The sequence below is a fragment of the Jidongwangia harbinensis genome, from assembly GCF_020216025.1.
GTDB lineage: Bacteria > Actinomycetota > Actinomycetes > Mycobacteriales > Micromonosporaceae > Actinoplanes > Actinoplanes harbinensis.
In genome coordinates this window covers 42,273-66,609 of the sequence record NZ_JAIWNC010000027.1, presented here as the reverse complement: position 1 = coordinate 66,609, position 24,337 = coordinate 42,273, and the positions used below count along the sequence as shown (strand labels likewise).

Annotated in this window: 25 protein-coding genes and 2 pseudogenes; 15 read left to right on the top strand and 12 right to left on the bottom strand. The window is 65.4% G+C overall.

Annotated elements, in window-relative coordinates:
* Positions 1-5 precede the first annotated feature (5 nt).
* The 6 genes from LDL48_RS29360 (at position 6) to LDL48_RS29335 (ending at position 3,409) form a co-directional block, all read left to right on the top strand.
* A complete protein-coding gene (locus LDL48_RS29360; RefSeq protein ID WP_225258475.1) occupies positions 6-575 on the top strand; it encodes a TetR/AcrR family transcriptional regulator in 570 nt (189 codons plus the stop codon).
* On the top strand, positions 560-1,147 hold the full coding sequence (locus tag LDL48_RS29355; RefSeq protein WP_225258474.1) for a TetR/AcrR family transcriptional regulator: 588 nt from the start codon (positions 560-562) through the stop codon (positions 1,145-1,147). Before LDL48_RS29360 ends, LDL48_RS29355 begins: the two co-directional genes overlap by 16 nt.
* 377 nt (positions 1,148-1,524) lie before the next feature.
* A complete protein-coding gene (locus tag LDL48_RS29350; protein WP_225258473.1) occupies positions 1,525-1,986 on the top strand; it encodes a hypothetical protein in 462 nt (153 codons plus the stop codon).
* 118 nt (positions 1,987-2,104) lie between these two features.
* Positions 2,105-2,440 carry an antibiotic biosynthesis monooxygenase family protein gene (locus tag LDL48_RS29345; RefSeq protein ID WP_225258472.1) on the top strand — a complete coding sequence of 112 codons (336 nt, stop codon included), beginning with the start codon at positions 2,105-2,107 and terminating at the stop codon, positions 2,438-2,440.
* A gap of 262 nt (positions 2,441-2,702) precedes the next feature.
* Positions 2,703-3,002 (top strand): type II toxin-antitoxin system Phd/YefM family antitoxin, encoded by a 300-nt coding sequence (locus tag LDL48_RS29340; protein WP_225258471.1) that lies wholly within the window; start codon positions 2,703-2,705, stop codon positions 3,000-3,002.
* Positions 2,999-3,409 carry a type II toxin-antitoxin system VapC family toxin gene (locus tag LDL48_RS29335; RefSeq protein ID WP_225258470.1) on the top strand — a complete coding sequence of 137 codons (411 nt, stop codon included), beginning with the start codon at positions 2,999-3,001 and terminating at the stop codon, positions 3,407-3,409. The genes LDL48_RS29340 and LDL48_RS29335 overlap by 4 nt, the downstream gene beginning before the upstream one ends.
* Positions 3,410-3,859: 450 nt before the next feature.
* Here the strand turns inward: LDL48_RS29335 and LDL48_RS29330 are convergent, their stop codons facing one another.
* From LDL48_RS29330 to LDL48_RS29315, 3 genes are all read right to left on the bottom strand, one after another.
* The gene (locus LDL48_RS29330) at positions 3,860-4,351 is read right to left on the bottom strand and encodes a WYL domain-containing protein (RefSeq protein ID WP_225258469.1); all 492 of its coding nucleotides are present in this window, start codon (positions 4,349-4,351) and stop codon (positions 3,860-3,862) included.
* 280 nt (positions 4,352-4,631) lie between these two features.
* Positions 4,632-5,558, bottom strand: a complete 927-nt coding sequence (locus tag LDL48_RS29325) for a hypothetical protein (RefSeq protein WP_225258468.1) — start codon at positions 5,556-5,558, stop codon at positions 4,632-4,634.
* A 452-nt stretch (positions 5,559-6,010) separates the two neighbouring features.
* Complete coding sequence (locus LDL48_RS29315; protein ID WP_225258467.1) at positions 6,011-7,012, bottom strand: LacI family DNA-binding transcriptional regulator; 1,002 nt, start codon at positions 7,010-7,012, stop codon at positions 6,011-6,013.
* Positions 7,013-7,086: 74 nt separating this feature from the next.
* Here LDL48_RS29315 and LDL48_RS29310 point away from each other — a divergent pair, with 74 nt between their 5' ends.
* The 4 genes from LDL48_RS29310 to LDL48_RS29295 all read left to right on the top strand — a co-directional run bounded on the left by LDL48_RS29310 (position 7,087) and on the right by LDL48_RS29295 (position 12,925).
* The gene (locus LDL48_RS29310; protein WP_225258466.1) at positions 7,087-8,085 is read left to right on the top strand and encodes a Gfo/Idh/MocA family oxidoreductase; all 999 of its coding nucleotides are present in this window, start codon (positions 7,087-7,089) and stop codon (positions 8,083-8,085) included.
* The gene (locus tag LDL48_RS29305; RefSeq protein ID WP_225258465.1) at positions 8,082-8,867 is read left to right on the top strand and encodes a TIM barrel protein; all 786 of its coding nucleotides are present in this window, start codon (positions 8,082-8,084) and stop codon (positions 8,865-8,867) included. The genes LDL48_RS29310 and LDL48_RS29305 overlap by 4 nt, the downstream gene beginning before the upstream one ends.
* A gap of 414 nt (positions 8,868-9,281) precedes the next feature.
* Positions 9,282-11,783 (top strand): alpha/beta hydrolase-fold protein, encoded by a 2,502-nt coding sequence (locus tag LDL48_RS29300; protein ID WP_225258464.1) that lies wholly within the window; start codon positions 9,282-9,284, stop codon positions 11,781-11,783.
* A gap of 95 nt (positions 11,784-11,878) precedes the next feature.
* On the top strand, positions 11,879-12,925 hold the full coding sequence (locus LDL48_RS29295) for a LacI family DNA-binding transcriptional regulator (protein WP_225258463.1): 1,047 nt from the start codon (positions 11,879-11,881) through the stop codon (positions 12,923-12,925).
* Between the two features lie 67 nt (positions 12,926-12,992).
* Here the strand turns inward: LDL48_RS29295 and LDL48_RS29290 are convergent.
* A pseudogene (locus LDL48_RS29290) lies at positions 12,993-13,169 on the bottom strand (site-specific integrase); the annotation flags it as partial.
* A 184-nt stretch (positions 13,170-13,353) separates the two neighbouring features.
* On the opposite strand from LDL48_RS29290, the gene LDL48_RS29285 reads away from it, so the two are divergent.
* Entirely contained in the window at positions 13,354-13,566 is a 213-nt protein-coding gene (locus LDL48_RS29285; RefSeq protein ID WP_225258462.1) for a hypothetical protein, read from the top strand.
* Positions 13,567-13,906: 340 nt separating this feature from the next.
* On the opposite strand, the gene LDL48_RS29280 is transcribed toward LDL48_RS29285, so the two are convergent.
* The 4 genes from LDL48_RS29280 to LDL48_RS29265 form a co-directional block, all read right to left on the bottom strand.
* Positions 13,907-14,221, bottom strand: coding sequence for a transcriptional regulator (locus tag LDL48_RS29280; protein WP_225258461.1), 315 nt, complete (start codon positions 14,219-14,221; stop codon positions 13,907-13,909).
* Positions 14,218-14,613 carry a type II toxin-antitoxin system RelE/ParE family toxin gene (locus LDL48_RS29275; RefSeq protein ID WP_225258460.1) on the bottom strand — a complete coding sequence of 132 codons (396 nt, stop codon included), beginning with the start codon at positions 14,611-14,613 and terminating at the stop codon, positions 14,218-14,220. Before LDL48_RS29275 ends, LDL48_RS29280 begins: the two co-directional genes overlap by 4 nt.
* Positions 14,614-14,840: 227 nt before the next feature.
* Positions 14,841-15,086: a helix-turn-helix domain-containing protein gene (locus LDL48_RS29270; protein ID WP_225258542.1), complete on the bottom strand. Its 246-nt coding sequence runs from the start codon at positions 15,084-15,086 to the stop codon at positions 14,841-14,843.
* A 38-nt stretch (positions 15,087-15,124) separates the two neighbouring features.
* Complete coding sequence (locus tag LDL48_RS29265; protein WP_225258459.1) at positions 15,125-15,481, bottom strand: type II toxin-antitoxin system RelE/ParE family toxin; 357 nt, start codon at positions 15,479-15,481, stop codon at positions 15,125-15,127.
* A 250-nt stretch (positions 15,482-15,731) separates the two neighbouring features.
* Between LDL48_RS29265 and LDL48_RS29260 the strand changes: the two genes are divergently transcribed.
* The gene (locus tag LDL48_RS29260) at positions 15,732-15,980 is read left to right on the top strand and encodes a type II toxin-antitoxin system Phd/YefM family antitoxin (RefSeq protein ID WP_255629336.1); all 249 of its coding nucleotides are present in this window, start codon (positions 15,732-15,734) and stop codon (positions 15,978-15,980) included.
* A complete protein-coding gene (locus LDL48_RS29255; RefSeq protein WP_225258457.1) occupies positions 15,965-16,366 on the top strand; it encodes a type II toxin-antitoxin system VapC family toxin in 402 nt (133 codons plus the stop codon). Before LDL48_RS29260 ends, LDL48_RS29255 begins: the two co-directional genes overlap by 16 nt.
* A gap of 1,586 nt (positions 16,367-17,952) precedes the next feature.
* Here the strand turns inward: LDL48_RS29255 and LDL48_RS29250 are convergent.
* On the bottom strand, positions 17,953-18,618 hold the full coding sequence (locus LDL48_RS29250) for a hypothetical protein (RefSeq protein WP_225258456.1): 666 nt from the start codon (positions 18,616-18,618) through the stop codon (positions 17,953-17,955).
* A gap of 370 nt (positions 18,619-18,988) precedes the next feature.
* Here LDL48_RS29250 and LDL48_RS29245 point away from each other — a divergent pair, with 370 nt between their 5' ends.
* Positions 18,989-20,437 carry a hypothetical protein gene (locus tag LDL48_RS29245; protein WP_225258455.1) on the top strand — a complete coding sequence of 483 codons (1,449 nt, stop codon included), beginning with the start codon at positions 18,989-18,991 and terminating at the stop codon, positions 20,435-20,437.
* A 64-nt stretch (positions 20,438-20,501) separates the two neighbouring features.
* Positions 20,502-20,776, top strand: a pseudogene (locus LDL48_RS29240) (site-specific integrase); the annotation flags it as partial.
* A 304-nt stretch (positions 20,777-21,080) separates the two neighbouring features.
* Here LDL48_RS29240 and LDL48_RS29235 read toward each other — a convergent pair.
* The 3 genes from LDL48_RS29235 to LDL48_RS29225 all read right to left on the bottom strand — a co-directional run bounded on the left by LDL48_RS29235 (position 21,081) and on the right by LDL48_RS29225 (position 24,020).
* On the bottom strand, positions 21,081-22,241 hold the full coding sequence (locus LDL48_RS29235) for a hypothetical protein (protein ID WP_225258454.1): 1,161 nt from the start codon (positions 22,239-22,241) through the stop codon (positions 21,081-21,083).
* A 453-nt stretch (positions 22,242-22,694) separates the two neighbouring features.
* A complete protein-coding gene (locus LDL48_RS29230; RefSeq protein WP_225258453.1) occupies positions 22,695-23,762 on the bottom strand; it encodes a CHAT domain-containing protein in 1,068 nt (355 codons plus the stop codon).
* A gap of 18 nt (positions 23,763-23,780) precedes the next feature.
* A complete protein-coding gene (locus LDL48_RS29225) occupies positions 23,781-24,020 on the bottom strand; it encodes a GntR family transcriptional regulator (protein ID WP_225258452.1) in 240 nt (79 codons plus the stop codon).
* Positions 24,021-24,337 lie beyond the last annotated feature (317 nt).

Genomic DNA, 24,337 nt, shown 5'->3' with positions numbered 1-24,337 from the left:
GAGACATGATGGAGGAGCCGGTCGACACGGCGACCGCGATTCTGGCGAGCGCCGCGGTGCTGCTGCGCGAGCGTACGTTCGACGACGTCTCTTACCGCGCCCTCGCCGACGAGGTCGGCATCTCGGAGCGCACGATCTACCGCCAGTACCCCACGCGCGCGCACCTGCTCGCCGCACTCTCGAACTGGATCGAGCAGACCTGCCTCCCGCTGCCGCCGTTCGTGACCGTGTCCGATTTCCGCGCCGCCGTTCACGAGCGCTTCCGCGCCTTCGACGCGTCGCCGGCGTACGCGTACGTCGGCGCGCGGGCGTCCGCGATCTCGCCGACGATCGACACCGAGCCGGCCTTCATCACGCGTGCGATCGAGGCGATGCTCGACGTGGAGGCACCGATGCTCAACCGGCGGGACCGGCGGCGGGTCGCGGCATCCCTGCGCTACTTCTCCTCGGCGATGTTCTGGGCACGCCTGCGGACCAGCTTCGACCTGGATGCCGGCGAGATCTGCGACGCGTTCGACCACGCCGTGGACACCGTCCTCGCGAGACTGCCCGACGCGACGTGGGCGAAGCCGTGACCGCGCCGGCGCTGAGCGGCACGCAGGCGGCGATCCTCGCCGCCTACGCCGAACTGATCGAGGAACTCGGCAGCGACGACGTGTCGTACCGGGTCATCGCGCGCCGGGCCGGCATCGCCGAACGCACGGTGTTCCGCAACTATCCCACCCGGGTCGACCTCCTGCTGGCAACCGCGGCATGGATCGAGGCGACGCTGTTCGCCCGCGAGGAGTCCGCGTCGATCTTCGACATCCCTCTCGCGATCCGCGACGCGATGGAGCGCTACGACGCGCGGCCGGAGCTCGCACACGTCGTCGCCGAGACGGCGATGCGCGGCGTGAGCGGCGCGTCCCCGTCGCCCGGCCGAGAGCAGCTCGAGCGGCTGCTGAACGCCGAGGTGCCATCCCTCGACGCGGAGCAGCGCCGGGCGATCATCGCGGCGCTGTCGCACCTCGACTCCGTCGGGACGTGGGTGACGTTCCGCCGCGAGTTCGGCATGGACCGCCGAGACATCGCCGACGCCGCGGCGTGGGCGGCGGAGGCGGTGCTCGACGGCATCCGCGACCGCGTCGCCCCGCAGCGGGACGCATAGGCCGACGACAGGGAACCACCGGGCTGTGTCGCAAGCAGGATCAACGTGCGGCGGACGTTGCACCGTCCGAACCACTCGGCCACCGTGGCCGGCTACCGCTACCGGGGTGTTTGACCATTTCAAAGGGGCAAGCTCGCTTTCTCGACTCCGAGCTTCGCGAGTCGTGGCCGCCCGCCCCCGCCGCCCTCGTCGCCGGTCCGCGCGCTTGCGGCAAGACGACCACGACCCGGCGTCACACGAGCTCGGTCCTGCGCCTGGACGTGCTTTCGCACAGGTGCGACTTGCTCAACGCCTGGCCGGATGAGATCCCCGGCAGCGTTGTGCGACTGGCTGGCGAAAGTGTCACCCACCGATGACGCCCGGCGACCAATCGCGCTGTGGACCCGTTCTTCGCGCAAGTAGCGCCCGAACTGCTGCAGCCGCCGGTCAACCTGATCCGGTTGGGACTGGACCCGCGCGGCTTCGCTCGCATGGTTGTCAACCTGGCCGATGCGCGTCCCGGCGCGGCCATGGGCAGCCGTTGCTGGATCATCATCAGCATGGCTGTAATGGTGGAGATTCACGTTCCGATGACCGCTGACCACGAATGGATCGATGATGTCGGAGACTTCATGATCGATCTAGAGGAGGAACTCGGCATCGAAGAGCACGACGACGGTGAGGAGTTCGGCCGTGTCTACATCTTCTTCATCGCCGGCTCAAGCGAGCGGACGCTACTGGCGGCGGCCTCCAGGGTGGCGATCAGGGAGGGTGTGCCTGCGGGCGCCTTCGCGATGGTGACCGACACCGCCGCTCCGAGGTTCGGCATGGGCCGCCGGGTGGACCTCCCGGCGCGGTGATTGTCCCGGTCGTTAGCCAATTCGGCGTACGTCGAGGTACGGACGACGACGGCGTATGCACCGTCGTCGGCTGCGAGACGTCTTCCAGGCAGTCGGACAGATCGGACAGAATGGCAACATGACCATCGTCAAGATCAACGCAATCACGGTACCGGCAGAAAGCGGCGACGAGTTGGCGCACCGCTTCGCCGCGCGCGCCGGCGCCGTCGACGATCAGGACGGCTTCGAGGGCTTCGAGTTGCTGCGGCCGAACGACGAGCGGAACACGTGGCTCGTCATCACCCGCTGGCGCGACGAGGAGGCATTCCAGGCCTGGGTCAGCTCGCCCGCCTTTGCCCACGGCCACCGCTCGCCCGCCGAGCGCGCAGGTGAGCCGGGACCGCCACCGGTCGGGGTACACAGCGAGATCTGGTCGTACGCCCCGGCCGGCGGGTCCGACCCAGCACGATCCTGACCGGATCAGAGTCATGGCAGTGGCCCGCCGACCGCCCGTCGGTACACACCTACCGATGAGCGGCGGCCGGGTCGCCTGTCCTACTTGACGACTCGGCGGGAACCCCTGTGATGTGGGGACTCATAATCCCCCGGGTCACCGGGATCCCCGTCGCCGGCTGCCGTTCACGGTAACGCAACCGCACGGGGCGCCCACCGCAGCCATGGCGGATGCGGCCGTCAGGAGCCACTCGCGCCGGCACTCGAAGCCTTGGATGTAGAACATGGTGTTCTACCAATACCGCATGGAGCGCATCGGTGTCCGAGAGTTGAACCAGAACACCAGTCAAGTGCTGGCCCGAGTCAGCGGCGGTGAAACCGTCGAAATCACGGACCGAGGGCATCCAGTCGCCCGACTGGTGCCGGTGGGCGAGGACCGATCCGCCCTCGCAAAACTGGTAGCCGCAGGACGGGCGCTTCCCCCTGTCGGCAGCGGTCCAGTTCCTCTGCCACCGAAGTTCGGTGACGATGACATCGACGTCGCCGCGACACTCGCCGAGATGCGCGATGAGGAGCGCTGGTGATCTATCTCGACTCCGCCGCCGTCGTCAAACTCGTCCGCCAGGAGGCACACAGCGCCGAACTCGTCGCCTGGCTCAATACCCACAGCGATGCACCTCTCGTCTCATCGGCTCTCGTGGAGGTCGAAGTGCCCAGGGCGTTGCGCCGGTCAGCCCCACAGGCACTGGTCGGCGTGCCGGCCGCAGTCGGGCGGCTGTTCCGGCTGGAGATCGACAACACGATCCGCGCAACAGCGGCCGCCTTTGCGGAACCGACACTGCGCAGCCTCGGCGCCATCCACCTCGCCACCGCACAGGTCCTGACCAATGAGTCCGGGTCGGAGTTGCTGGCCTTCGTCACCTACGACCGGCGACTACTCGACAGCGCCAAGGCAGCGGGGCTACCCACGGCGAGTCCCGGCCAGGAGTGAACCCATCTCCCGGCGGCCGGCAGACGGTCTTCTCCCCTACTCCGCGGCCTCACACGCGAGGCGGCGGCCGGCCAGAACAGCCCTGCTCGACTTCGCGCCTCACCCCCCGCCGTACCGGCTCCAGTCGAGCCGTGGCCGCTCAGCAGCCGCCCGGCAGACGACGCTCGCCCGGCCCAAATCCCGGAGTGGTCGTGCCGATCGGTAGGCAAGCGGTCGCCTCCGACCCGACGGCGTGGCAGGCGCCGGCCAAGTCGACAAAGTCGACCGGACGCATGCCGGCCCAACAGAACGCCCTACCGGCGCCCATTGTGACGAACCGCCGTCCCGAACAGCTGGGACGGCGGTTCGCACGCAAGATCAAAGTGGGGCGGACGGTGCACCATGCGAGCCGCCCAGTCGCTGTCCCCGGCAGCCCACTGCCAGGACGTTTTACCAGTTCGCGGAATTCACTCACTCGCCGATGAGCGTGCGTCGACGTCGACCCCTGCTCGGGGGTGCTGCGGTTATCGCTCTGCCGGACGACGTCCGTGTGAGTCTCAGCCGTACCGGTCGACGAGCGCGTTGCCGATCGAGGCCAGGCGGTCGCGCACGCCCAGCGGGGCCGGTCACCTCGATCCATTCGACCAGCCCGGCAAGCTCGCCGGCGAGTATGCCTTCGTCGTTGCCGCGGATCACGACCTCGATCCGGCCGTCGGTCGTGGAGCCTCCCACCTCGAGCCGACCGCCGAACCCCATCCGGAGCACGCCTATCCCGTGGGGCGCGCACACCGCCCGCGCCTCGAGGGGCGTTCGCTTGCGGTCGACCTCGTCCGCGATCGCGCGCCAGCTCTCGGCAAGGTCGAAGTCATCGGGCCGGTGCATGGGATCGCCGGTCGGGGCGACGGACGACACGCGGTCGATCCGGAAGGCCCGCCGCCGGAGCCCCGCCAGGACGCCGAGCACGCCGGCAGACGCCGAGCAGCTCGCCGGTGCGGTGCGCGAGGGGCTCGCGATACTCCTCAGCGCCGGGATCGGTCAGCGTGCCGAAGTAGCCGAAGATCACCGCGCGCATGGCCCACACACGGACGCGCCGGAGACCCCCGTGGTGCGAGGGCCTCCGGCCAGGCGGTTCCGTGCGGTGGATCAGGATCCGCGAAGGATCAGGTTGCCGTTGTCCGCGGCGCCGCTCTGCGAGCCGCTTGCTTCGCTGGCGCGCGTTTGCGGCGCCGCATTCCCTTCGGCTTTATCCCGCTGGCGTTTCGTTCAAACCCAAACCACGCAGGACGTCATCGCGGTTCGCGTTTGCCCGCAGCGCGGTCAAGGAATTCAAGCGGCCCAGCAAAGTCGTGGACGATGCGGGGCACTTCAAGTCTTGAATCGCCGACAAGGTCTTTTCAAAACGTTGGATGCGGCTTTCAAGGTCCGTTCCACTCGGAAGGTTCGCATTCTTGAGCGCTACCCGCGCGTTCACTTGGGCTTGAGTGGGTGGGCAGCGACCGGGAACGTTTACCCCGGTGGGGCCCACGCGGTCGGCCGTCGCGTTCGGATCGCCCGGGCTGAAACCCAGCGCCGGCACCAAAGCGTCAACGTTACCGGAGCTGGCTCCGGCGTTCCCCGTCGCTTCGCTCGCGGCCGCGTCACCGGATCCTGTGGCGACGGCTTTATCCGCTGGCGTCTCGTTCAAACCCAAACCACGCAGGACGTCATCGCGGTTCACGTTTGCCCGCAGCGCGGTCAAGGAATTCAAGCGGCCCAGCAAAGTCGTGGACGATGCGGGGCACTTCAAGTCTTGAATCGCCGACAAGGTCTTTTCAAAACGTTGGATGCGGCTTTCAAGGTCCGTTCCACTCGGAAGGCTCGCATTCTTGAGCGCTACCTGCGCATTCACTTGGGCTTGAGTGGGTGGGCAGCGACCGGGAACATTTACCCCGGTGGGGCCCACGCGGTCGGCCGTCGCGTTCGGATCGCCCGGGCTGAAACCCAACGCCGGCACCAAAGCGTCAATGTTACCGGAGCTGACTCCGGCGTTGCCCTGTTCGGCGGCTTGGCTCATCCCCGTGCCGACCGCGAGAGCCGAGCCGAGCAGCGCTGCGGCGGCACCTCCAATCACCAGCTTGCGCGTCCGGCTGCTGACTCCGCGTCGATAGCTGCTGACTCCGCCTCGATACATGCACGGCTCCCTCTTCGCCCCGTATTGCTTGTGCCGAGATATACGAGCAACGATGTGCAGCAGTTCATGACGCTGAGCAAGCGTTCCTTAAAGTTTCTTTAACGCGGCTCCGGGGGGGGGCAGTCGCCAGCATTGTCACGCCCACGTCCGCGGGCACCCGGCCGGGGGTCAGCAGCGAGCCCGCCACCATCACCGTGAACGCGAGCGGCACCGTTCACACGGCGGCTGCGCGAGCAGCTCGATCTGCCAGCCAGACAGCGGCGGCCCGACCACCGTGACCAGCACTGCGGCCTGGCATGGTGGGCCGAACGTTGCACCATGCGAACCGCCCCGCCGTGGTTGCCGGCGATCCGATGCCGAGATGTCTAGCGACGTCGCGCGTCGTGACGACGCACGATCCTGCGCAGCGCGCTTGATGGGCCGCCGCCCTATGTCCTTCGTTGTACCGATGATTAGGTCGTCGCGGGCCCGGTCGTTCCTCGGATCACGAGTTGGGGTGGAACGACGATCGTTCGGTGGGCGACGTCGGCGCCTTCGATGCGCTCGATGGCTCTGGCCACGGCCAGCTTCGTCATGGTGTGGACGTCCTGGGCGACCGTGGTCAGGTTGATGTGGGCGAGGCGGGCCAGATGGCTGTCGTCGTAGCCGACGACGCTGACGTCTTCCGGCACGCGCTTCCCGCCACGGAGGAGCACGTCGAGGACGCCTGTCGCGCAACGGTCGTTGAAGACGGTGATTGCGGTTGGTGGGTGGCTCTGGTCGAGGAGCGCGCGGGCTGCGGTGGTGCCCGCCTGCTCGGTGAGGCCGCCCGCGACGATCTGCACGTGGCGGCTCAGGCCAGAGGCGTCCATCGCCTCGCGGTAGCCGCGCCGCCGGTCCGCGGCACCAGGTGCGCGCCCGCCGTCGATGTGCGCGATTCGCTGGTGGCCGAGCCGGCCTAGATGGTCGACGGCCAGATGCAGTCCGTCGGCGTCGGCGGTGCGGATCACATCAGCGCCGCGGACGCCCCGGGCAAGTACGACGACCGGTAGCCGGGTGGTGAGCCGGGCCAGAGCGTGGGCGGGTGTCTGCGGGCCAAGCATGATGAGGGCCTCGCACCGGTCCTGGAGGAGGCCGGTGGTGGCCTCGGTCTCGTCGCGGTCGGGCGTGACGGCGCTGAGAGCGAGTTCGTACCCGGAGTCGCGGGCCGCGGTGTAGAGGGCGGTGACCAGGTCGACGTGGAAGGCGTGCTGGATGCCGAACACGACGCCGAGCAGGCGGCTGCGGCCGCTGCGCAGCAAGCGCGCCCGGCTGTCCGGGTGATAGCCCAGCTCGTCGGCGGCCTTGAGGACCCGCCGGCGCGTCTCCGCGCCGGCGCCCGGCTCGTCGCGCATCACCAGCGACACCAGCGACTTCGACACTCCGGCGCGAGCGGCCACGTCAGCGAGCGTGGGCCGGGAATCCGCGTCCGCCATCTGCATATCGTAGATATGGAACGTTCCAGGGCCAACCCTTGACACCCCTCGTCGCCGTCTTCCACTCTCGACTTATGGAACGTTCCAGGAAAACGGGTGTCGCATTGATCGGAGCCGGCCGGATGGGCCTGTTCCACGGAGAGACCGTGAGCCGGCGCCTCCCCGGCACCCGGCTGGTCGCCGTGGCCGATCCGGTCGGCGGCGGCAAGGGCCTCGACGCCGACCGGTTCTACGCCGACGCCGCGCAGGTGTGGGACGACTCGGAGGTCGACGCGGTGGTGATCGCCGCTCCCGCGAGGTTGCACGCCGACCTGGTCGTCGCAGCCGCCGAGGCGGGCAAGAGCGTGTTCTGCGAGAAGCCGATGGCGCTGACCCTGGCTGACGCCGACCGCGTCATCGCCGCGGCGCGCGACGCCGGCGTGGTACTGCAAGTGGGGTTCCAGCGGCGGTTCGCTCCTGACTGGGCAGCCGCCCGCGCGCTGCTGGACGCGGAGCAGATCGGGACGCCGCGGCTGCTGCGATCGCTGACTCGCGACCCGGGCGGCTTCGATCCGGCGCGCGTGCCACCGAACACGATCTTCTTCGAGACATTGATCCACGACTTCGACGTGCTGCGGTTCCTCAACCCCGGTGCCACCGCCGTCGAGGTGTACGCGACCGCCGACGCCCTGGTCGAGCCGGACTGGCGCGACCGCGGCCTGCGCGACACGGCCGCGGCCGTGGTCCGCTTCGACAACGGCGCCACCGGGTTCGCCGAGGCGTGCTTCGCGACCACCTACGGGCACGACGTGCGCGCCGAGGTCTTCGGCTCGGCGGGCGCCGCCACTGTCGGCGACGCGCGCCGCACCGCGATGACCTTCTCGGGGCCGGCCGGCCGCACGACAACGACGATGCAGAGCGACCAGGAGTTGTTCGGCGGCGCCTACGTCGCCGAACTGGCCGCCTTCGCCAAGGCGGTCCGCACCGGCACACCCGCGCCGGTCACCGGCCAGGACGCGCGCGCCGCTCTCGCGATCGCGCTGGCCGCCGCGGAATCGGCGGAAAGCGGCAAGCCCGTGCGGGTGACCGCATGACCGGCTTCCGTCTGGCCGTGTGTGCCGAGATGGTGTTCCTCGACTTGCCGTTTCCCGAGCGTGTCGCACGCATCGCCGAGCTCGGCTTCGAGGCCGAGATGTGGAACTGGGCGGACAAGGACATCGACGCCCTCGTCAAGACCGGCGCCACCATCTCGTCCATGACCGGGTACCTCACCGGCACGCTCGCCGACCCGGACGGCGCCGAGCAACTCCTGCGGACCGCGCGGCTGTCCATCGAAGTCGCCGAACGCCTCGGCTGCCCACGGCTGAACATCCACGGCACTGGCCTGGACGACCGGGGACTCCCGGTGGTGGCCGCCGCCGTGGTGACGCCGCAGATGTGGCTCACCGCCGCGCGTACCCTGGGCCGCCTCGCAGAGCTTGGCGAACGCGCCGGCCGGACCTTCACGCTGGAAAACTTGAACACCTCGGTCGACCACCCGGGCACGCCGTTCGCGCGTGCCGCGGACACGCTGGCGCTGGTCGAGGCCGTCGACAGCCCGCATCTGCGGCTGAACCTGGACCTCTACCACGCGCAGATCGGCGAAGGTAACCTCGTTCAACTCGTCGAGCGCGCGCTGCCGTTCGTCGGCGAGATTCAGGTTGCGGACGTGCCCGGCCGGCAGGAACCCGGCACCGGCGAAATTCACTACCCGGCAGTCGCCGCCGCGCTTGACCGGCTCGGCTACCAGGGCGTGGTCGCACTCGAAGGCTGGGCCTCCGCCGAAACGGCGATCGCGCTCGAACGTTTCCGCCATGCCTTCACCATCAGCCGGTGATGCTTCGGGATCTCACGCAACGAGGACGGCGGGAACATGGAATGGCGCTCATGCCGTCGGGGACGGCGTTTGTGGTGATAACGGATAGCCCCCGCACGAGCCGGAAAGGAACCGGCCCCCCGGAGTCGGCACAGGTCAAACGAACGGGCGGCTCTTGAGTTGAGTCCGGCGAAGTCACCGGGAGTGGTGGTGTAGAGCGCAAGCCGGTCGAGGGGTCGAGTAGAGGGTCCACCACGGAGGTCAGGGGGATGAGGGGATCACTTGTCATTCGCTCTACACCGGTGTAGGAAATGTATCGACCGATGTAAATGTGGACTGTCGCGGCTGTCGGGAGGTCTCGGTGGCCGATCTCGATGGTGATGCGCAGGCCTTCGATGCGGGAGGCCTTGACGCTCTGAGAGGAGCAGCAACGCGATGTCACACAGCAGTGGCCTCCGAATGACCGGCCTGGCCGCAGCCGCGGCTCTGGTGGTGTCAGTCATCGCGGCCGCCCCGGCGGCTGCCGCGGCCGACACCTGGCATACCAACGACGACATCTATCACTACTTCAAGGTTCCGCAGTCGCAGGTCAGCAGCATCATCGGCGCAACGCCGACGACGCTCGAACTGGAGGCGAACATCGGCCCGAGCGGCACCTGGTCGGCGCTCGCGCTCGACCCGAGCGGCTCGGACTACGCCGGGAACGTCGGCCCGCTCGAGCCCGGGCTGTACCACTACCAGTACACCGCGACCATGGCGGACCGGTCGAAGGTCTCCTTCCGCCAGCCGGGCAGCCCGGTGGCGGTGACGTCGAAGCCGAACTGGAACACCTTCTTCGTGCCAGGTGAGTCGGTCGCGTGGATGGACGACGTCGCTGCGGGCGGAAAGGTGGAGGAGCTGTCCTACCTGAGCGCAGCGACGGGAGAGAGCCGCACCGCCTCGGTATGGACGCCGCCCGGCTACGACGCCGCCCGAGCCGAGGCGTACCCCGTCCTGTACCTGCTGAGCGGCGAGGGTCAGACCGCTCGTGAGTGGCTGGAACTGGGCCGGGCGAAGCAGATCCTCGACAACCTGGTCGCCGGCCGGGACGCCAAGCCGATGGTGGTCGTGATGGCCGACGCCAACACTGCCGACCCCCGCACCGAGCTACTCAAGGCCATTGTCCCGGCAGCACGGGCCGGCTTCAACATTTCGTCCCGGTCCCAGCGTCAGGCGTTGGCCGGTGTCGCCACCGGTGCCGAGCAGGCGATCAGCATCCTGCGCAGCGATCCGGGGACCTTCGCCTACGTCGGCTCCTTCTCCGGCTCCCTCGACGCTCCGATCAGCAGGGCGCAGGCCAAGGCGATCAACAACGGCACCACACTGCTCCGGACGTACGTCGGCAACACCCTCGACCCGTCCTACAACGACAACTACGACCTGCGGACGAACCTGAAGAACTCTGGGGTCAAGTTCGAGTTCGACGGCGTCAACCCCGACGACGCCTCCTGGGACGCGTGGCGGGAGAACCTGCGCGACTTCGCCGCCCGGCTCTTCGGGCAGAACGTCACCGGCCACGGTCCCAGCAAGGGACACCGCGCGCTGACCCAGCCGTACCAGCCCCCGGCGGCCGGTTCGATCACGACCCCGCACATCGACCCGTACGGCGTCGTCACGTTCGAGACCGGCACCCAGTGGGCCGACGCCAAGGACGTCACGGTCTGGGGCAACTGGGCCCCGAACGGCCAGTGGTTCCGGATCCCGATGGCCAAGCAGCCCGACGGCCGGTGGCGCATCGCTGTCGGACCGCTCGACGGCTACTACTACTACCGGTACGTGGTCGACGGCGTCGACAAGAAGGACCCCACCGACACCGTCAACAAACACGTGAACGAGACGCAGCTCTTCGTACCGGGCAAGACCGACGCGATGCTTGCCGACGTGCCCGAGGGCCTGGGCGGCACGGTCTCGCTGATGACCTACACCGGAGCCCAGGGCACCGAGCGCTACGCGTACGTCTGGACGCCGCCCGGCTACGATGCTGACCGCGAAGCCGCCTACCCGGTGCTGTACCTCTACCACGGCGGGGGCCAGAACTACGGCAGCTGGCTCGAGACCGGACGGGCCAAGCAGATCCTCGACAACCACTACCTCAACGGGACGTTGGAACCGATGGTCGTGGTCATGCCCGACCAGAACGGCGTCGACTTCTGGACCGACCTCAGCCAGCACGTGCGGACCACCGCGGCGGAGAAGTACAACGTCTCGACCGATCCGGACGAGCAGGCGCTCGCCGGTCTGTCGTGGGGAGCCATGAACACCCTCGGCTCCTGGCTCAACCATCCGGGCGAGTTCGCCTACATCGGTGCCTTCTCGGGGGGCCTGCTCGCCAACCCCGCCGTCGACGCCCAGGCGGTCAACGACAGCACGAAGCTGGTGCGGCTGTACTCCGGTGACGTCGACTTCACGTACAACTTCACCCAGAGCACGATGCAGTGGCTGACCTCCCAGGGCATCGACTACGAGTACGCCGGCACCTGGATCGGACCGCACGGCTTCGACATCTGGATGGCGAACCTGATCGACTTCGTGCCGCGGCTGTTCACGCCTGAGTACCGGTTCGGCGGGGTGCGGCCACCGCTGGCCGGCGACGGTTCCGACAACGTCAAGGCCGGAACCCAGGTAGCGGTCAGATTCACCCTGACCGACGCGGACGGCAAGGCGGTCACCGACGCGCAACCGCGTCTCTACCTCGTGAAGAAGACCGACGGCGTGGCCGGCATCCGCGTCCCGGCCACACCTCTCCAGGAGAGGGCGGACAACATCGCACGCTACAACGCCGCAAGAAACCAGTACGTCTTCGACTGGGACACTACCGGGCTCGCCCCGGGCACCTACGAGTTACAGATCGACCCGGTCCGCGGCGCCGTTCACACCATCGCCCTGACCATCGACTGACCTCTCTCACGCGGCCGGTCCGCCCCGCTGGGGGCGGGCCGGCCGCTGCGCGTCTTATAGGTTGGCTCACATGTCGGCCGGCGGTGGGAGGGGCTGTGGCGCGCAAGACCAACGGATCGGCGACGATGCGCGACGTCGCCCGTCTCGCCGGGGTGTCGATCAAAACAGTGTCCAACATCCTCAACGGCTATCAGTACGTACGCCCGGAGACCCGCGAGCGGGTGGACGACGCGATCCGTGAGCTGGGCTACCACGTGAATGTGTCGGCGCGGAACCTGAGCCGAGGCCGGACCGGGGCGATCGCTTTGGTGCTGCCGTCGCTGCGCGTTGTGTATTTCGCCGAACTTGCCGACGCTGTCATGCGAGAGGCATCCAGGCAAGGCCTGACCGTCTTCATCGAGCAGACCAACGCCGAGCGCGACCGCGAGTTGCGGGTACTGGACGGCAGCTACCGGTCACGCTTCGACGGCGTACTGTACTCCCCACTCGCGTTGGGCCAGAACGACCTCCCGCTGTTCGACGTCGACTTCCCCCTCGTGCTCCTGGGCGAGCGGGTGTTCGATGGCAATGTCGACCACGTCACGATGAGCAACGTCGAGGGAGCACGTGCGGCGACCGAGCACGTCCTGGGCCGGGGTGCGACCACGGTAGTTCCCCTGGGAGTCAAGGACGACCCGTCGCCGAGCAGCGGGACGCTGCGCTACCAGGGCTTCCGGGACGCCCTCCAGTCACGAGGATTCGACGTCGACCCACGCGCAATCGTCGGCGTACCCGACTACTTCCACTCCACCGGCGCCACGACGATCGCTCGCATCCTTGACAGCGGCGTCAAGCCCGACGCGGTTGTGGCATTCGCAGACACTCTCGCGCTGGGTGCGCTCGCCGCCTTTCAGGACCGCGGCCTCCGGGTTCCCGAGGACGTCCTGCTGATCGGCTTCGACAACATCGACGAAGTGAACTACTCCCGGCCTCCGCTGAGTACTATCGACCCCGGACGCGACGTGATCGCACACCAGGCAGTCGCCCTGTTGCAAGAGCGGATCCAGCTCCAGTTCGACAGCGTGCCGCGAGAGGAACAGCCGGCACCCCGCACGATAGTCATCGACTTCGAACTGATCCAGAGGCGGTCGACGCTGCGCTGAGGCCGTCCTGCCACACATCCATCGATGGATGTGGCCTCTCACGCCGTATGGACGTCGAACTGAGTGCCTATGCCTCGCGAGCGTCGGCGTCGCTCGCGAAAGTACGGTCCATCGCGGTGGCCCCGCTGAGGAGCACTGGACGGAGTTGCTGGCGGTAGACCGCCTCCGTGACCCGTGTGCCGGCGTGCCCGCAGAGGTCCGCGATGTCCTCCAGGCTGACACCGCTGTCAGACAGCAGCGACACGAGGTCGAGAGGCGCCTGTCCGCCCGATCGAACTTGAGGAGGGCCACACGTTCATCAAGCGCGCCCACTACGACGATGTGCACGGGCCCGCGAAGCTGCCTGCCGTAAGCGGTGGCGGTGGCGCCCAATTGCCAGTGGCAGCTACGCAGCCAAGGACGGCGAAGCCTGGGCGCCGCTGCCGGCGATGGGCGTACGCACCGTGGCCGAGACCCAGGGTGTGCCGCACCGGCTGGTGGTCGAGGGCGTCATGGATCACGCCGACCCGGCCGCGGACGACCGCTACAGAAGATTCGCGGCCCGCGCCTCGGCCGAGGTCCTCTGCGCCCTGCTGGACCGGGCGGGCCCGTCGATCACCGAACCTGGCCGCACGCGACCCGCGTGGCGCACCCCCGCATGAGGACCGACCCTCCCCCGTGAGGACGCCAGTAGCACCCCTTCTCCCGGAGAGTGCGGCGTTGTTTTGCCATCCCGGTAGCCCAGATTCCCGGATCTGGAGGGTATCGGACCGATTTGGGAGCGCCACGGCTCGTACGATGCTTCAACCGGTCGAACACGTAGGTCAACCGCTATGTGGGGCGAACGTTGCACCATGCGAACCGCTCAACCATCGCTACCGGCAACCCGCTCCCAGGCCGTTTTACCAGCTCACGGCGTAATCATGGTCCGGACGCGGCAGGCTGAAAGCTCATCATCGGACCACCGCACCGCCTGGCATCAGGCACAGAAGCCGGTCTGTCTCAAGCGATCTGCCGAAGGTCGTTGCCGTAGTCGAAGATGATCCGCATCCGAGCACCCAATGCCCGCGCGTATCGACTCAACGTCGCAACCTCGTTGACATCGAGATCACCGTTCTCGATCTGGCTCACCCGCCCGGGCGAGACGCCCATGAGCTCAGCCACCTGCCGTTGAGTCAGCCCCAGCCGCTTGCGCTCCTCCGCCAGGTGAAAGGCGCTGACCCAGGCCTCGGTCCGAGCACGCTCGGCGGCAAGAGCGTCATCGTCCCCGTCGTGCAGCTCTGCACGGAGGTCATCCCAGTCATGGAACTCGCTCATGAGTTCTCCCTCCGCTTTCTCTCCTCGGCAAGCCAGCCGTCGTACGCCGCTTCGGCGAGTGGAATCGCTGTCTTGTACCACCGCGTCCAGTCGCCGGCCTTGTTCCCGGCCACCAGCATGACCGCCTGCGACCATGGGTCGAACACGAACAAGACCCGGATGGCCACCTCTCGCCCTGACCGGGGCCTCAGTTCCTTGAGGTTGGCGATGCTCGAACCCTGCAACGTGTCGACCAGCGGACGCCCAAGGCCCGGCCCTGTCTCAGCAAGCATGTCGATGGCGACGTTCACCGACCGGTAGACGTCAGGGTCCGACTGGCGCAGCGCTCGCAGCCACACCCGTACGTCACCCGTGGTCTTGATCGACCAGCGACGCCACGGACCTTCAGGCATAACCCAACTATAGCCCGGACTAAACACTCAGTGGGCGGTTCGCGCAACGCCTCATCGCTTCGCGTGAACGCCCAGCTCAGGTGATGGGTGGGCCGAACGTTGCACCATACGAACCGGACTACGGTCGTTCCTGGCATCCCGATCTCAGGACGTTTGTCCAGGTCACAGACACGTCGCGGTGCGCGTTGAGTGCCGCCGCGTCGCCGCTATTGACAGTTCACCGCGCCTCAAGCGGCCTCGAACCCCACTCTGAGTCGTACGTCCAACGCCGTCGCCAGCCGTTCCAGCACCGACAAGGTAGGAACCGTCCCGCCGGCCTCGAATCGAGCGACCGCGGACTGCGTCATTCCCGATGCCTTCGCCAGCTGCGACTGGCTCCAACCTCGGCGCTCACGAAGCTCTCGAACAGAACGGCCGAGTTCAAAGGCCAAACGTGCTGCGTCGTACGCCTCCGCGGCACCTGGCTCAGCCATCCGCCGCTCTCGCATCGCGGCCCAACCGCCACTCTCGCTCATGGCCCAGCCTCCTCGTCGACCGCCTCATGCGCCTCGTCGATACACCGCGCCAACGCTCGGCGCGCCCGGTCGATCTCCCGCTCGTCCCGCATGCGCGTCTTGTGGAAGACCGTCAACAGGATGATCCTCTTGTGGGTCGCGATCCAGTAGGTGATTCGGACTGACCGCCGCTCCAGGTGAAACCGCAGCTCGCGCAGCTTCCGATCGAGCTGCTTGGTGTACGGCTCACCCAGCAGCGGTGCTAGCTCAGCGAGCAGATCGATGTAGAACGCCGCGTGGGCGAACTGAGCAGTCGGCAGACTCTCCAGCCACTTCTCCACCTCCGGCTCAAGCTCGACAGCACCCCAAGGCATAGCAGCGATGCTATATCACGGCTCGCCCCGCCACCGGTTCGCGCAATGCCAAAGGCGCGGTCGAGATGACCGCAGGTCAGAGCGCTGGTGGGCCGAACGTTGCACCGTGCGAACCACCCGGTCACCGTAGACGGCGAACCGTTGTCGGCACGTCTGACCAGCTCACGTCACGTCAACCGCGGAGCACCGCTTTGACGTCGCCCCTGGACGTGATATCTGATTTTCAGATATCGTGGCGGGTATGCGGACGATGACCGCCACCGAGGCATCCCGGAACTTCTCTGACCTGCTCGACGCCATCGAGCACGGCGAGACCGTGACCATCACCCGAGGCAACCACCCGGTGGCCGAGATCGGACCGGCCCGTCGGCGGACCGGTGCGGACCTCCGCGCAGCCTTGGCCGGCATCCCAGCCCCCGACGACCGATTCGCTGACGACATCGCAGCAGCGGTGGCCCTGCTGGAATCCGAGCGTGGTGACCCGTGGGCCGACGCCTGATTCTCGACACCAACGTCCTGATCGCCTACGAACGCGGCGCGATCGACCGCTCAGCCCTCGACAACGACGAGCTAGCCATCGCTGCGGTCAGCGTCGCGGAATACCGGGTCGGGATTGAACTGGCGGACACCGCCGAACGTGCCGCCTCGCGGGCCCGCGCCTTGGCCGCCATCCAAAGCGTGGTCGATGTACTGCCCTACACCGATGCCACAGCGGTCCAGCACGCCCGCCTTATTGCCCATGTGCGCAGAACCGGCACCCCGCGCGGCGCGCACGACCTCATCATCGCCGCCCACGCCGCCGAGACCGGTCGAACCGTCCTGACGCGCGACCTCAAGGCGGGCTTTGCCGGCCTCCCTGGTGTTCTTGCCATTGACGCCCCATAGGTAAGGCGTCTGACAGCCTGCGTTGAAGGGCGCGGTTCGCTCAACGCCTCAACCGGCGTTATGCATGTGCAGGTCAGCTGATGGGTGGACCGGACGATGCAGCATACGAACCGCTTCGCGGCCGTGGCCGGTGACCCGTTGCCCGGCAGAACCGCAAGATCACGGCGTGGGCCATGACTGCTCCGGCCGAACGCGGCCGGCACGAAGCCGATGCGATGGAAGCGAGGCTGTCCGCGCTTGCCTGAGGTCTCCAGGCGCACGTCTTGCGCAGAGCGGGATAGGCTGATGCGCTATCGGCGGCATGAGCAAGTGTCAACAACCTGTCATCTCGACGCTTAGGATTCATTGCGAATAATATAGAGGCTACAAATTGACTGTCGAGGATGGGCGTTCGTTGCTTCAACTGCAACGCAGCCAATGTTGCCACGCTTTGGCAAGATTGAACGCATGGGATCTCACCGGCGGATCAACTCCACTTTTCGGACTCGCGGGGACCGGAGGCCATCGAGACGTTGTGAAAACAATCGCGAGTTCAGTGCTTGGGTGCAAGCGATCGCTGCTGTTATCGCCGGAGTGTCGGCTACGTGGACCGCGACCGTGGCACACGACAGTTTACGGGAACAGCAGCGACTGAACCGGAGTCAGATCGAGCTAAATCGAGTCCAGATGAGCGCAAATCAGTTGACACGAGACCGTTTCGAAGCCCGATTTGCGGCGAATGTAACATGGTGGGCCGACTCTCAAGACGGTGGCCTCATCTTGATTCAGAATAGATCGCCAATACTTCTGAATAACGTCCAACTCATCGAACATGCCCACTATCCGGACGGCGCCACGCCCGGCAAGTATCTATTCGACATTCCTCCGTGCTCAACCGCTGCCGCCCGCCTAGGTGATTACTCGCCTGGTGAATTTCACTTATTGCTGACCCACTTCTATTCGTTGGCATTTTCTGATTCGGCTTCCCAGTGGGAACGTTCGAGTGACGGCTTACGACGGGTGGCATACGAACCCGCGCCAGCGACCTGGGGGCGACTACCCTTTGAGTCGGTTCAGCCAACCGGGAACTGCGACGCCACCTGACGGATACATTTGGGGCAGCTGGGCCCGCACATCGAAACGAGAATTCATCAATTTCGCACTTGGCAAGTGGGGGCACCGAATCCACCTCCCCGCAGCAGCCATCTCGACCACGTGCCGACCCGTACTCAGCCGCAACGTCGCCGCCCAGGGCGCCCACCGCACCGTGGGGTGTCCGGGGGTCGCCCCCGGAGCAGGCATGGTGGGGCGGACGTTGCACCATGCGAACCGCCCCGTCGTCGTTCCAGGCGACCCACTACTAGGACGTCTGACCAGCTCACGCAATGTACGGGCAAGCCATTGACCCCAAATAACGACGGTGCTGCGCCCGGTAGGCCCGCCGAACCAGTCCTTCAATTCGAGGAGTACCACTTGCCACAGATTCGGAACGGTCGCCTTGATGCCGGAGGTGAACCCGTGACCGATCGAGTCCCGGCGACGAGGCCGCCGAAGGTCCGAACCGCTGGTCAGCGGGGCATCGACGGCCAGGTCCGCAAGCACATGGGTTAGTTGCCTTTCTGTACTTCGGTGCTGTACGGCTCTTCGTGACGCATGGCCTGAGCCGGCGCCTGCTTTGCTCGGGCCGGCCGATCGCCGAGGTCGAGTACACCCCTCTCCAGAGCCGTCCTGATGAGGTTGGCCTGAGGGCTGATCACCCTGGCCGCGTTGAGTCCGACCGAATAGAGATTGAAGCGCGCCCAATCTTGTACGGATTGCGGCAACGTTGCCAACCACGCTCGTTTGTCGGCATCCACGTGGAAGATGTCGCCATATGCCACCGCTTGGAAGAAGTCGATGGCTTCGTATGACACCCCGTTGATATTGAATGCTTCATGCCCGCGCTTGACTCGATCCCAGTCCTTGCGGTTGTGCCGACAATCCGCAAGCAGAGCCTTATCAGTCAGCCGCTTGGCCAGTAGATTGTGCACGTACTCAAAGTGGATCGGATCTCCGACCAACAAGAATGGCCGCAGATCAAGCAGGAAGGATCGGTAATCCTCTTCGTCGGGCGCGGACAGCTCGAACCTGTAGTTGGACCCGCCTACGGTCTGCTTGTACGCGATCCTCGGTACCCCGTCGTCAAAGATGCGACGCCTTTTCATCTTTTCGGTCCGCTCAACGAAGAGGCGGAAGACCCGCTCTGGGCTCAGGGCATCATTGGATCTGGCCATGCTGTCATTCCACCACAGCATGCACAACCAGTCGTTCGCATTAATTCCTCCCGAGCCATCCCGTCCCAGAGATCGGAGACCCGCCGGAGGCGTCGAGACCTTGCCGCGGCCCCCTGTCGACTTCACACTCGCGCCGCCCTGCGGGGTGTAACCGCCGACGCTGTCGGGAGCTTGCGACCAGAAGCGCTCGGCGGCGGCCGGTAGGCCGGCCCTGGTCCGGCGGCGCGAGCGGCCCGTTCAGGGGCCGCTTTAAATCCGTAGAGAAAGTTCTCACCAAACAGGGTATGGTTTTCATAGCACTATGAAACACGAAATAGCGACTTTTTGAATTTCGCAGGCGAAAGATGTGCAATCCCACCGAGGAATGATCATGTCAAACCACACCCAGCCTGAGTCAACTGAAGCAGGCAAGTTTCTGGATCGACTCGAAGAGTTGGTACTTATCCTCGTAGATGAACGGTTCTCCAGCGCTGCTGACCTATGGAAGATCGAGCTTGACCTCTTGAAGGTCCAACGGGAGATTCAAGCCGCGATCACCACCGTAATCGCGACGGCTAAGCGCGAGCGCCATGCAAACTCTGCAACCAATGAGAATTTGAGCGACCTCCGCTGGGCGCGGCAACAGGCGCGCAGATTCGGCGATGCACTGGCTTGGTTCTATCTAGACCAAGACCGGAAGGTAATTTATCCCCTCGCCAGAAATGACAAAGTGTCACCGGAGTGCGGTACCGACGGGGAACGTGCAACGCTGGCGGCTTCGCAGCAGTTGGCAGCTGACGGATTCGGATTTCCCCTGCTTCACGACATCACAGATTGCCTTCGTATTGGCGACGTGACATTTATCCGTTCAGATGGCGTCCAGACTGTTGAACTTAAGACACAGGTCAAGAACCGCGTCGTGAACGATGACGGTTCATGGAAAGCTACCTACAAGATCAGTTTAATAACCGCTTCTCCGTTGCCGGATTCGTTCGACCCGCCGAGCACAGTTGACGATTCCGGTACGGACGAAATGCCCGGATACTTCACTAACCCTCCACCTCGGGTCGTTCGGCAGATCAAACGCATGGGTGAGGCGAGGGCTCACCAAGATGCTGAAGCTAATAAAATTGGAGAGCATGACGGGAATTCATTTATTACGGCAAGATCCGAGTCAAGCGCGCCTAGTAATCATGATGCACTGGCGGCAATAATTGAAAATGCTTACAGGTATGGTTACGCCTCCCAAGACGTGGAGGACACTTTCATCTATGTGGCGTTCTATGATCCGAACGGAATTGACTTAGAGACCGTAAAGGACGAAAGGCTGAGCCAGCACCTGCTGAACTCCAGCACGCTCAGAAGCAAATCGGGTCGAGATTCACTACTAATCAGAACCGTTCCAGCCGCCGAGCGCCGATCCGCTGAGCTATATTTGCCATATTTTCTTCTACCGCTTCCCTCTAAGGCCATAATAGACATGTTGAGGGGGAGGCTGCTCATCTTGGTCTTGGCCAACGGCGGTCGGCTGATCGATGCGCTTGAGGCGAAGGGCTTTACGATTGAAGACGCCTCAAGCACTCGTAAGGGCTTCGACCTAATCGTATCCTTCGACCTGGAGGACGGCGAGGTCCCCGAGAAACCGATCTCTGGACATATCAAGGATCTGCACCTACATGTCGAGGAAATGCTTCACGAGTTCCGCTCTGTCGAATATCTGAGCGACGCCGTGACGGGGATGCGCGGAGCGATGAAACTTCTGATGCCGGAGATGCGTAGACGTCAGACCTCACGGAGCAATGACGCAAGCGCTAAACCCGCTCTAGGCTCCCAAGCCTAAAGAGGCGTCCATAAAGCAACGGAAGCGTCATCATGAATTTTCGTTCGTGGGAAACGAGATCCATCTTCGGTTCACGACGCGGTTCGGAACGCCGATCGAGCCGCGCAACTTAACCGCTACTGGGACCGCCGGTGCGCCAAGGCCGGTTGTCCCCGCATCACGGTCCGGGACGCGCGACGGACCTGCGGAAGCCTCCTGGCCGACCTAGACGTGCACCCGAGGGTCGCGATGCAGGTCCTCCGGCACGCGCGCTTCTCGGTGACGATGGAGATCTACATGGCGCTCTCGTCGAAGAAGACCCGCGACGCGCTAAAGCGACTGGGTGAATCCCTCGGCTGAGAGGGTGCTGCTGTACTTTGCTGCTGTACAGGCCCCGGGCACAGGAGTTGGCCGCGACAATGTCGCTAGTCAGCGTGGGCCGAAGGTTGCGCCACGCGAACAGCCCCGCCGTGGTTGTCGGCGATCCGATGCGGGCCGTCTAATGACGTCGCGCGTCGTGAACACGCAGAATCCTGCGCGCCGCGCCTGATGGGCCGTCGCCCCATCATCTCGGGTGTCGACCCAGGGGCGACCTAGCGCCGACGGACCACTTGTGGCCGAAAGAATCGGTGAAGCCACCCAGACCGTTCACCCACCAGCTCTTTCACTCGTCGCTGGGCGGAAGCGTCGGTAGCCACTCCCCACGGCGTGCCGCCTCCAACTGGTCTCGGCGAAGCACCGTCCCCTGCGCGAATTTGAGCTGGGTGAGCCGCTCCAGACCCTCAGACGCTCCGGACACACCCTCCGGTCCATGGGCAGTAATGTCATCCAAGAGCTCATGGATCATGAGGGCAAGGCTGCCCGGGCCGCTTCCTGAATAACCCCACCGAATGCCGTAATAGGAACCCTGCGGCGCAGGAAACAGAACTCCGTCCGCAGTGCGGATCCAGATCGGATAATCCAGAATGAGCTCGGCGAACGGGCTTGTAGTAGGCAGGCGTTGCAGACTTGCAGTCTCGATGTAGTCCCCGTCTCGGTCTCGCTTCCGCACCGCCGGGGCGCCCGTTAGGGGATCTTCTAGTGTTTCCACGAACTCGCTCGGGTCGCCGAGCAATCGATGAGCTGCCGTTCGGCCAATCGGCTCCAGTCGCCGAGCCCACTCTGCGCCGTGCGGGCGATCTAGTCTGATTTGCTCGCTGTTACCGAAGGGAGAGTCCTCCCCGCCATCCCAGTTCATCATCTCGACAACGCACAAGTCGGCAAAGGCGTCTGTGCGTCTCAAGATGTCAATCCATCCCGCCCGTCGGACCGTTGAGTCCAGATCCTCTCGCTCGGCCTCCGGGACATCGACAGGATAGGCAGCCACGGTGACAGCATCTGGCGCCGCGCACCGACTTAGTATCTCCAGGAAGCGCTTGGCCGACTCCGTATTCCGATGCTGAGCGACGCGCACCAGATGCACCAGTGTTTGTGATGCCGCCTCGTCGGCCTCATACAATGCTGCCATCCGCAGCAGCACAGCGGCGTCGACGTCACTGAGAGCGAGGGTCGTTACGGGTTCTGTCCCGGGCTGCCACCTGGCCAGCAACGTACGATCCCGCAGCGTTAGGGGCCAGTACGGGATTGGTTGACCGAGAACACGCGCCAGATCCGAGCATCGCACGAAGGTGTCTACCTTTTCCGGATCAGCGAGCGGGTACGCGTCAATAGCAGGACCATCGTGTCCGAAGTCTGCGTTGACCTTCACCACCACATCGACGCCAGCCAGCTTCTCCTTGAGATCCCAGCGTTGTGGACCCGGGCGGTTCAGCAGCGGCCACAGCATGGCGACAGATCCTGCTCCGGTGGACCACACGAGAGCCACCGCCCCGTCGAGGTCAACGGCGCCTCTGTACTCAGCTGGCTCCTTCGCCGTCGGCCAGTGATCAAGCGTCGCCCTGCCGGCAAGACCATACGGGGCCACGGCCGCCCACCTAAGTACAGCAGCCCTGGTCCACCACGCACGCCCATTCGCATGTCCGGAGGGAACTGGAAAGTGGCCAGTCCGAACCCAAAGCCATACTCTCAACCACGGCACCCCGAGTAAATGTGCGCACTCTCGCTCGCCGAGCCGCTCCTCGTCCTCGCCCGGCGAGCTCTTACTCACCGTGCTTGCGTCGTCACCCATGGAGAGAACACTGCCAGAACCATCGAACTTCATCTACCTGCGCGGCAAAGTCAGCCGCCTTGCTTCGTGACTTGCTCGATGTGTGGCACCTCGTGGCTGGGGTCCTTCTGTTCAGACCTCTGTGGCCGGTTTGACGAGGATGGTTGTCGCCGGATCGGCATCCGGCGCATGTGCCAACATCGGCAACTCACTACCAGAGAGGCCGGCGAGCTCAAGTGCAGCCTGGGCGGACAGGTGGGCCGATTGGATCGACTGTCCGTTAGCGACCGCGGCGTAGAACTGAGCCGCATAGGTGATCGCGTCGCCGTCGTCGATCTCGTCGGCCATGCCGATCGCGAACGGAGCGACCCGCTCGACTAGCCCGCCGATTTGCCTGGCCGAGTTGCACGAGTTCAGCAGGACCAACAGTGGGGGACTGTCCGTGGCGGCGACGGCTCGGGCGAACGCGCGGGCCGTGACGACAACGCCTTCGTGTTGGTCATCCACGTCGTCCTCGAATTCGATCAGATCATCATCGGTGTGCCCCGAGAAGTGGACGACGTGGGGCCGGAACTTCGTGATCCCGTCCAGAAGGTCACCCGTGGTGGCAGCAGGCCGGACGTCAAGGACGATCAGCTCACGGTGGAGCGCGCTTTCTACCGCAGCTCGTATCCGCTTCTGCTCCCTGCCGATCCGCAGATCGCCGCTGGACGCTGCACCGAGAATCAGGACCCGCAGACGTTCCGCCTTCGGGGCCGGCATCCTTCTCAAGGCTCCGCTGATCAACGCCTCCGTTGCCTCCAGTCGTTGACGTGTAGCAGCCTTCTCGGCTGCGTCTCGACGTGCAGCCTGCTGAGCTTCCCGCGCCCTTCGACGCTCATCTGCGGCAGCTTCTGAGCGCTCGGCATTGGCGAGATTGATTTGCGCTTTGAGTTCATCCTTGGCGTACTGTGCGGCACGCTTCTGCCAGGTGTTGGCGTCCTTGCCCGCCGCAGCCGCTTCTCGCTCAAAGCGCTCGGCCTCGCGGAGCTTGCTCGCAACTGTTGTTGAGCTCTTCGATCTACCAGCGGCGGCTCTGGCGCTGGCCGCTGCCGTGCGCCTCTCGGTCTCCTTAATGCGAGCCTTTCCGGCCTTCTCCTCAGCTTCAACGCGTTGGCGGCGCTTCCGATCGAGCTCGCTGCGGTACTGGCTGGAACCCACTACCCAACTCCAAGGTCATTAGGGATTCACGAAGGTGCCTCTTTGCGGGACGGTGTAGACCAGTCCTCGTTCCCGCAGCAGGTTGACCGCGCGTCGTGCCGTTGTTCTGGCGACGCCCCACTCGGCGTGCATGTCGTTCTCGGTGGGGATGCGGTCGTGCGCCTGGAGCCGTCCGGTCCTGATGTCGTCCTCGATGTAGTCGGCGATCTGGACGTAGACCGGCACAGGTCCGTCGTTGCGTACCGGTCGTGGGCTCACGAGCGCCAACTTACGAAGGGTGCCACGTATGCCTATCGGCAGCTACGAGGCGATACGAAGGTAGACAAGAGAAGACAAGATGGGTAGCTTGGTGGTCGCGATACCTCGCTGGCGGTGACCGATGACCGCCAGCGAGATCCAGCGGTGACCTGCGGTTGCCATTGGCAGCGTGGCCCCGTGCCCGGCGGCTGGGCACGGGGCTCGTAGGTTTCGGACGAGGGTTACCGACTCTGACGCGCCGCAGCTCCAGTGGATCTTCCGAACACCCGTCCCTTGAAGTGTTCGTCATCTGCGAAAGCCCGACAACGCGGTTGATC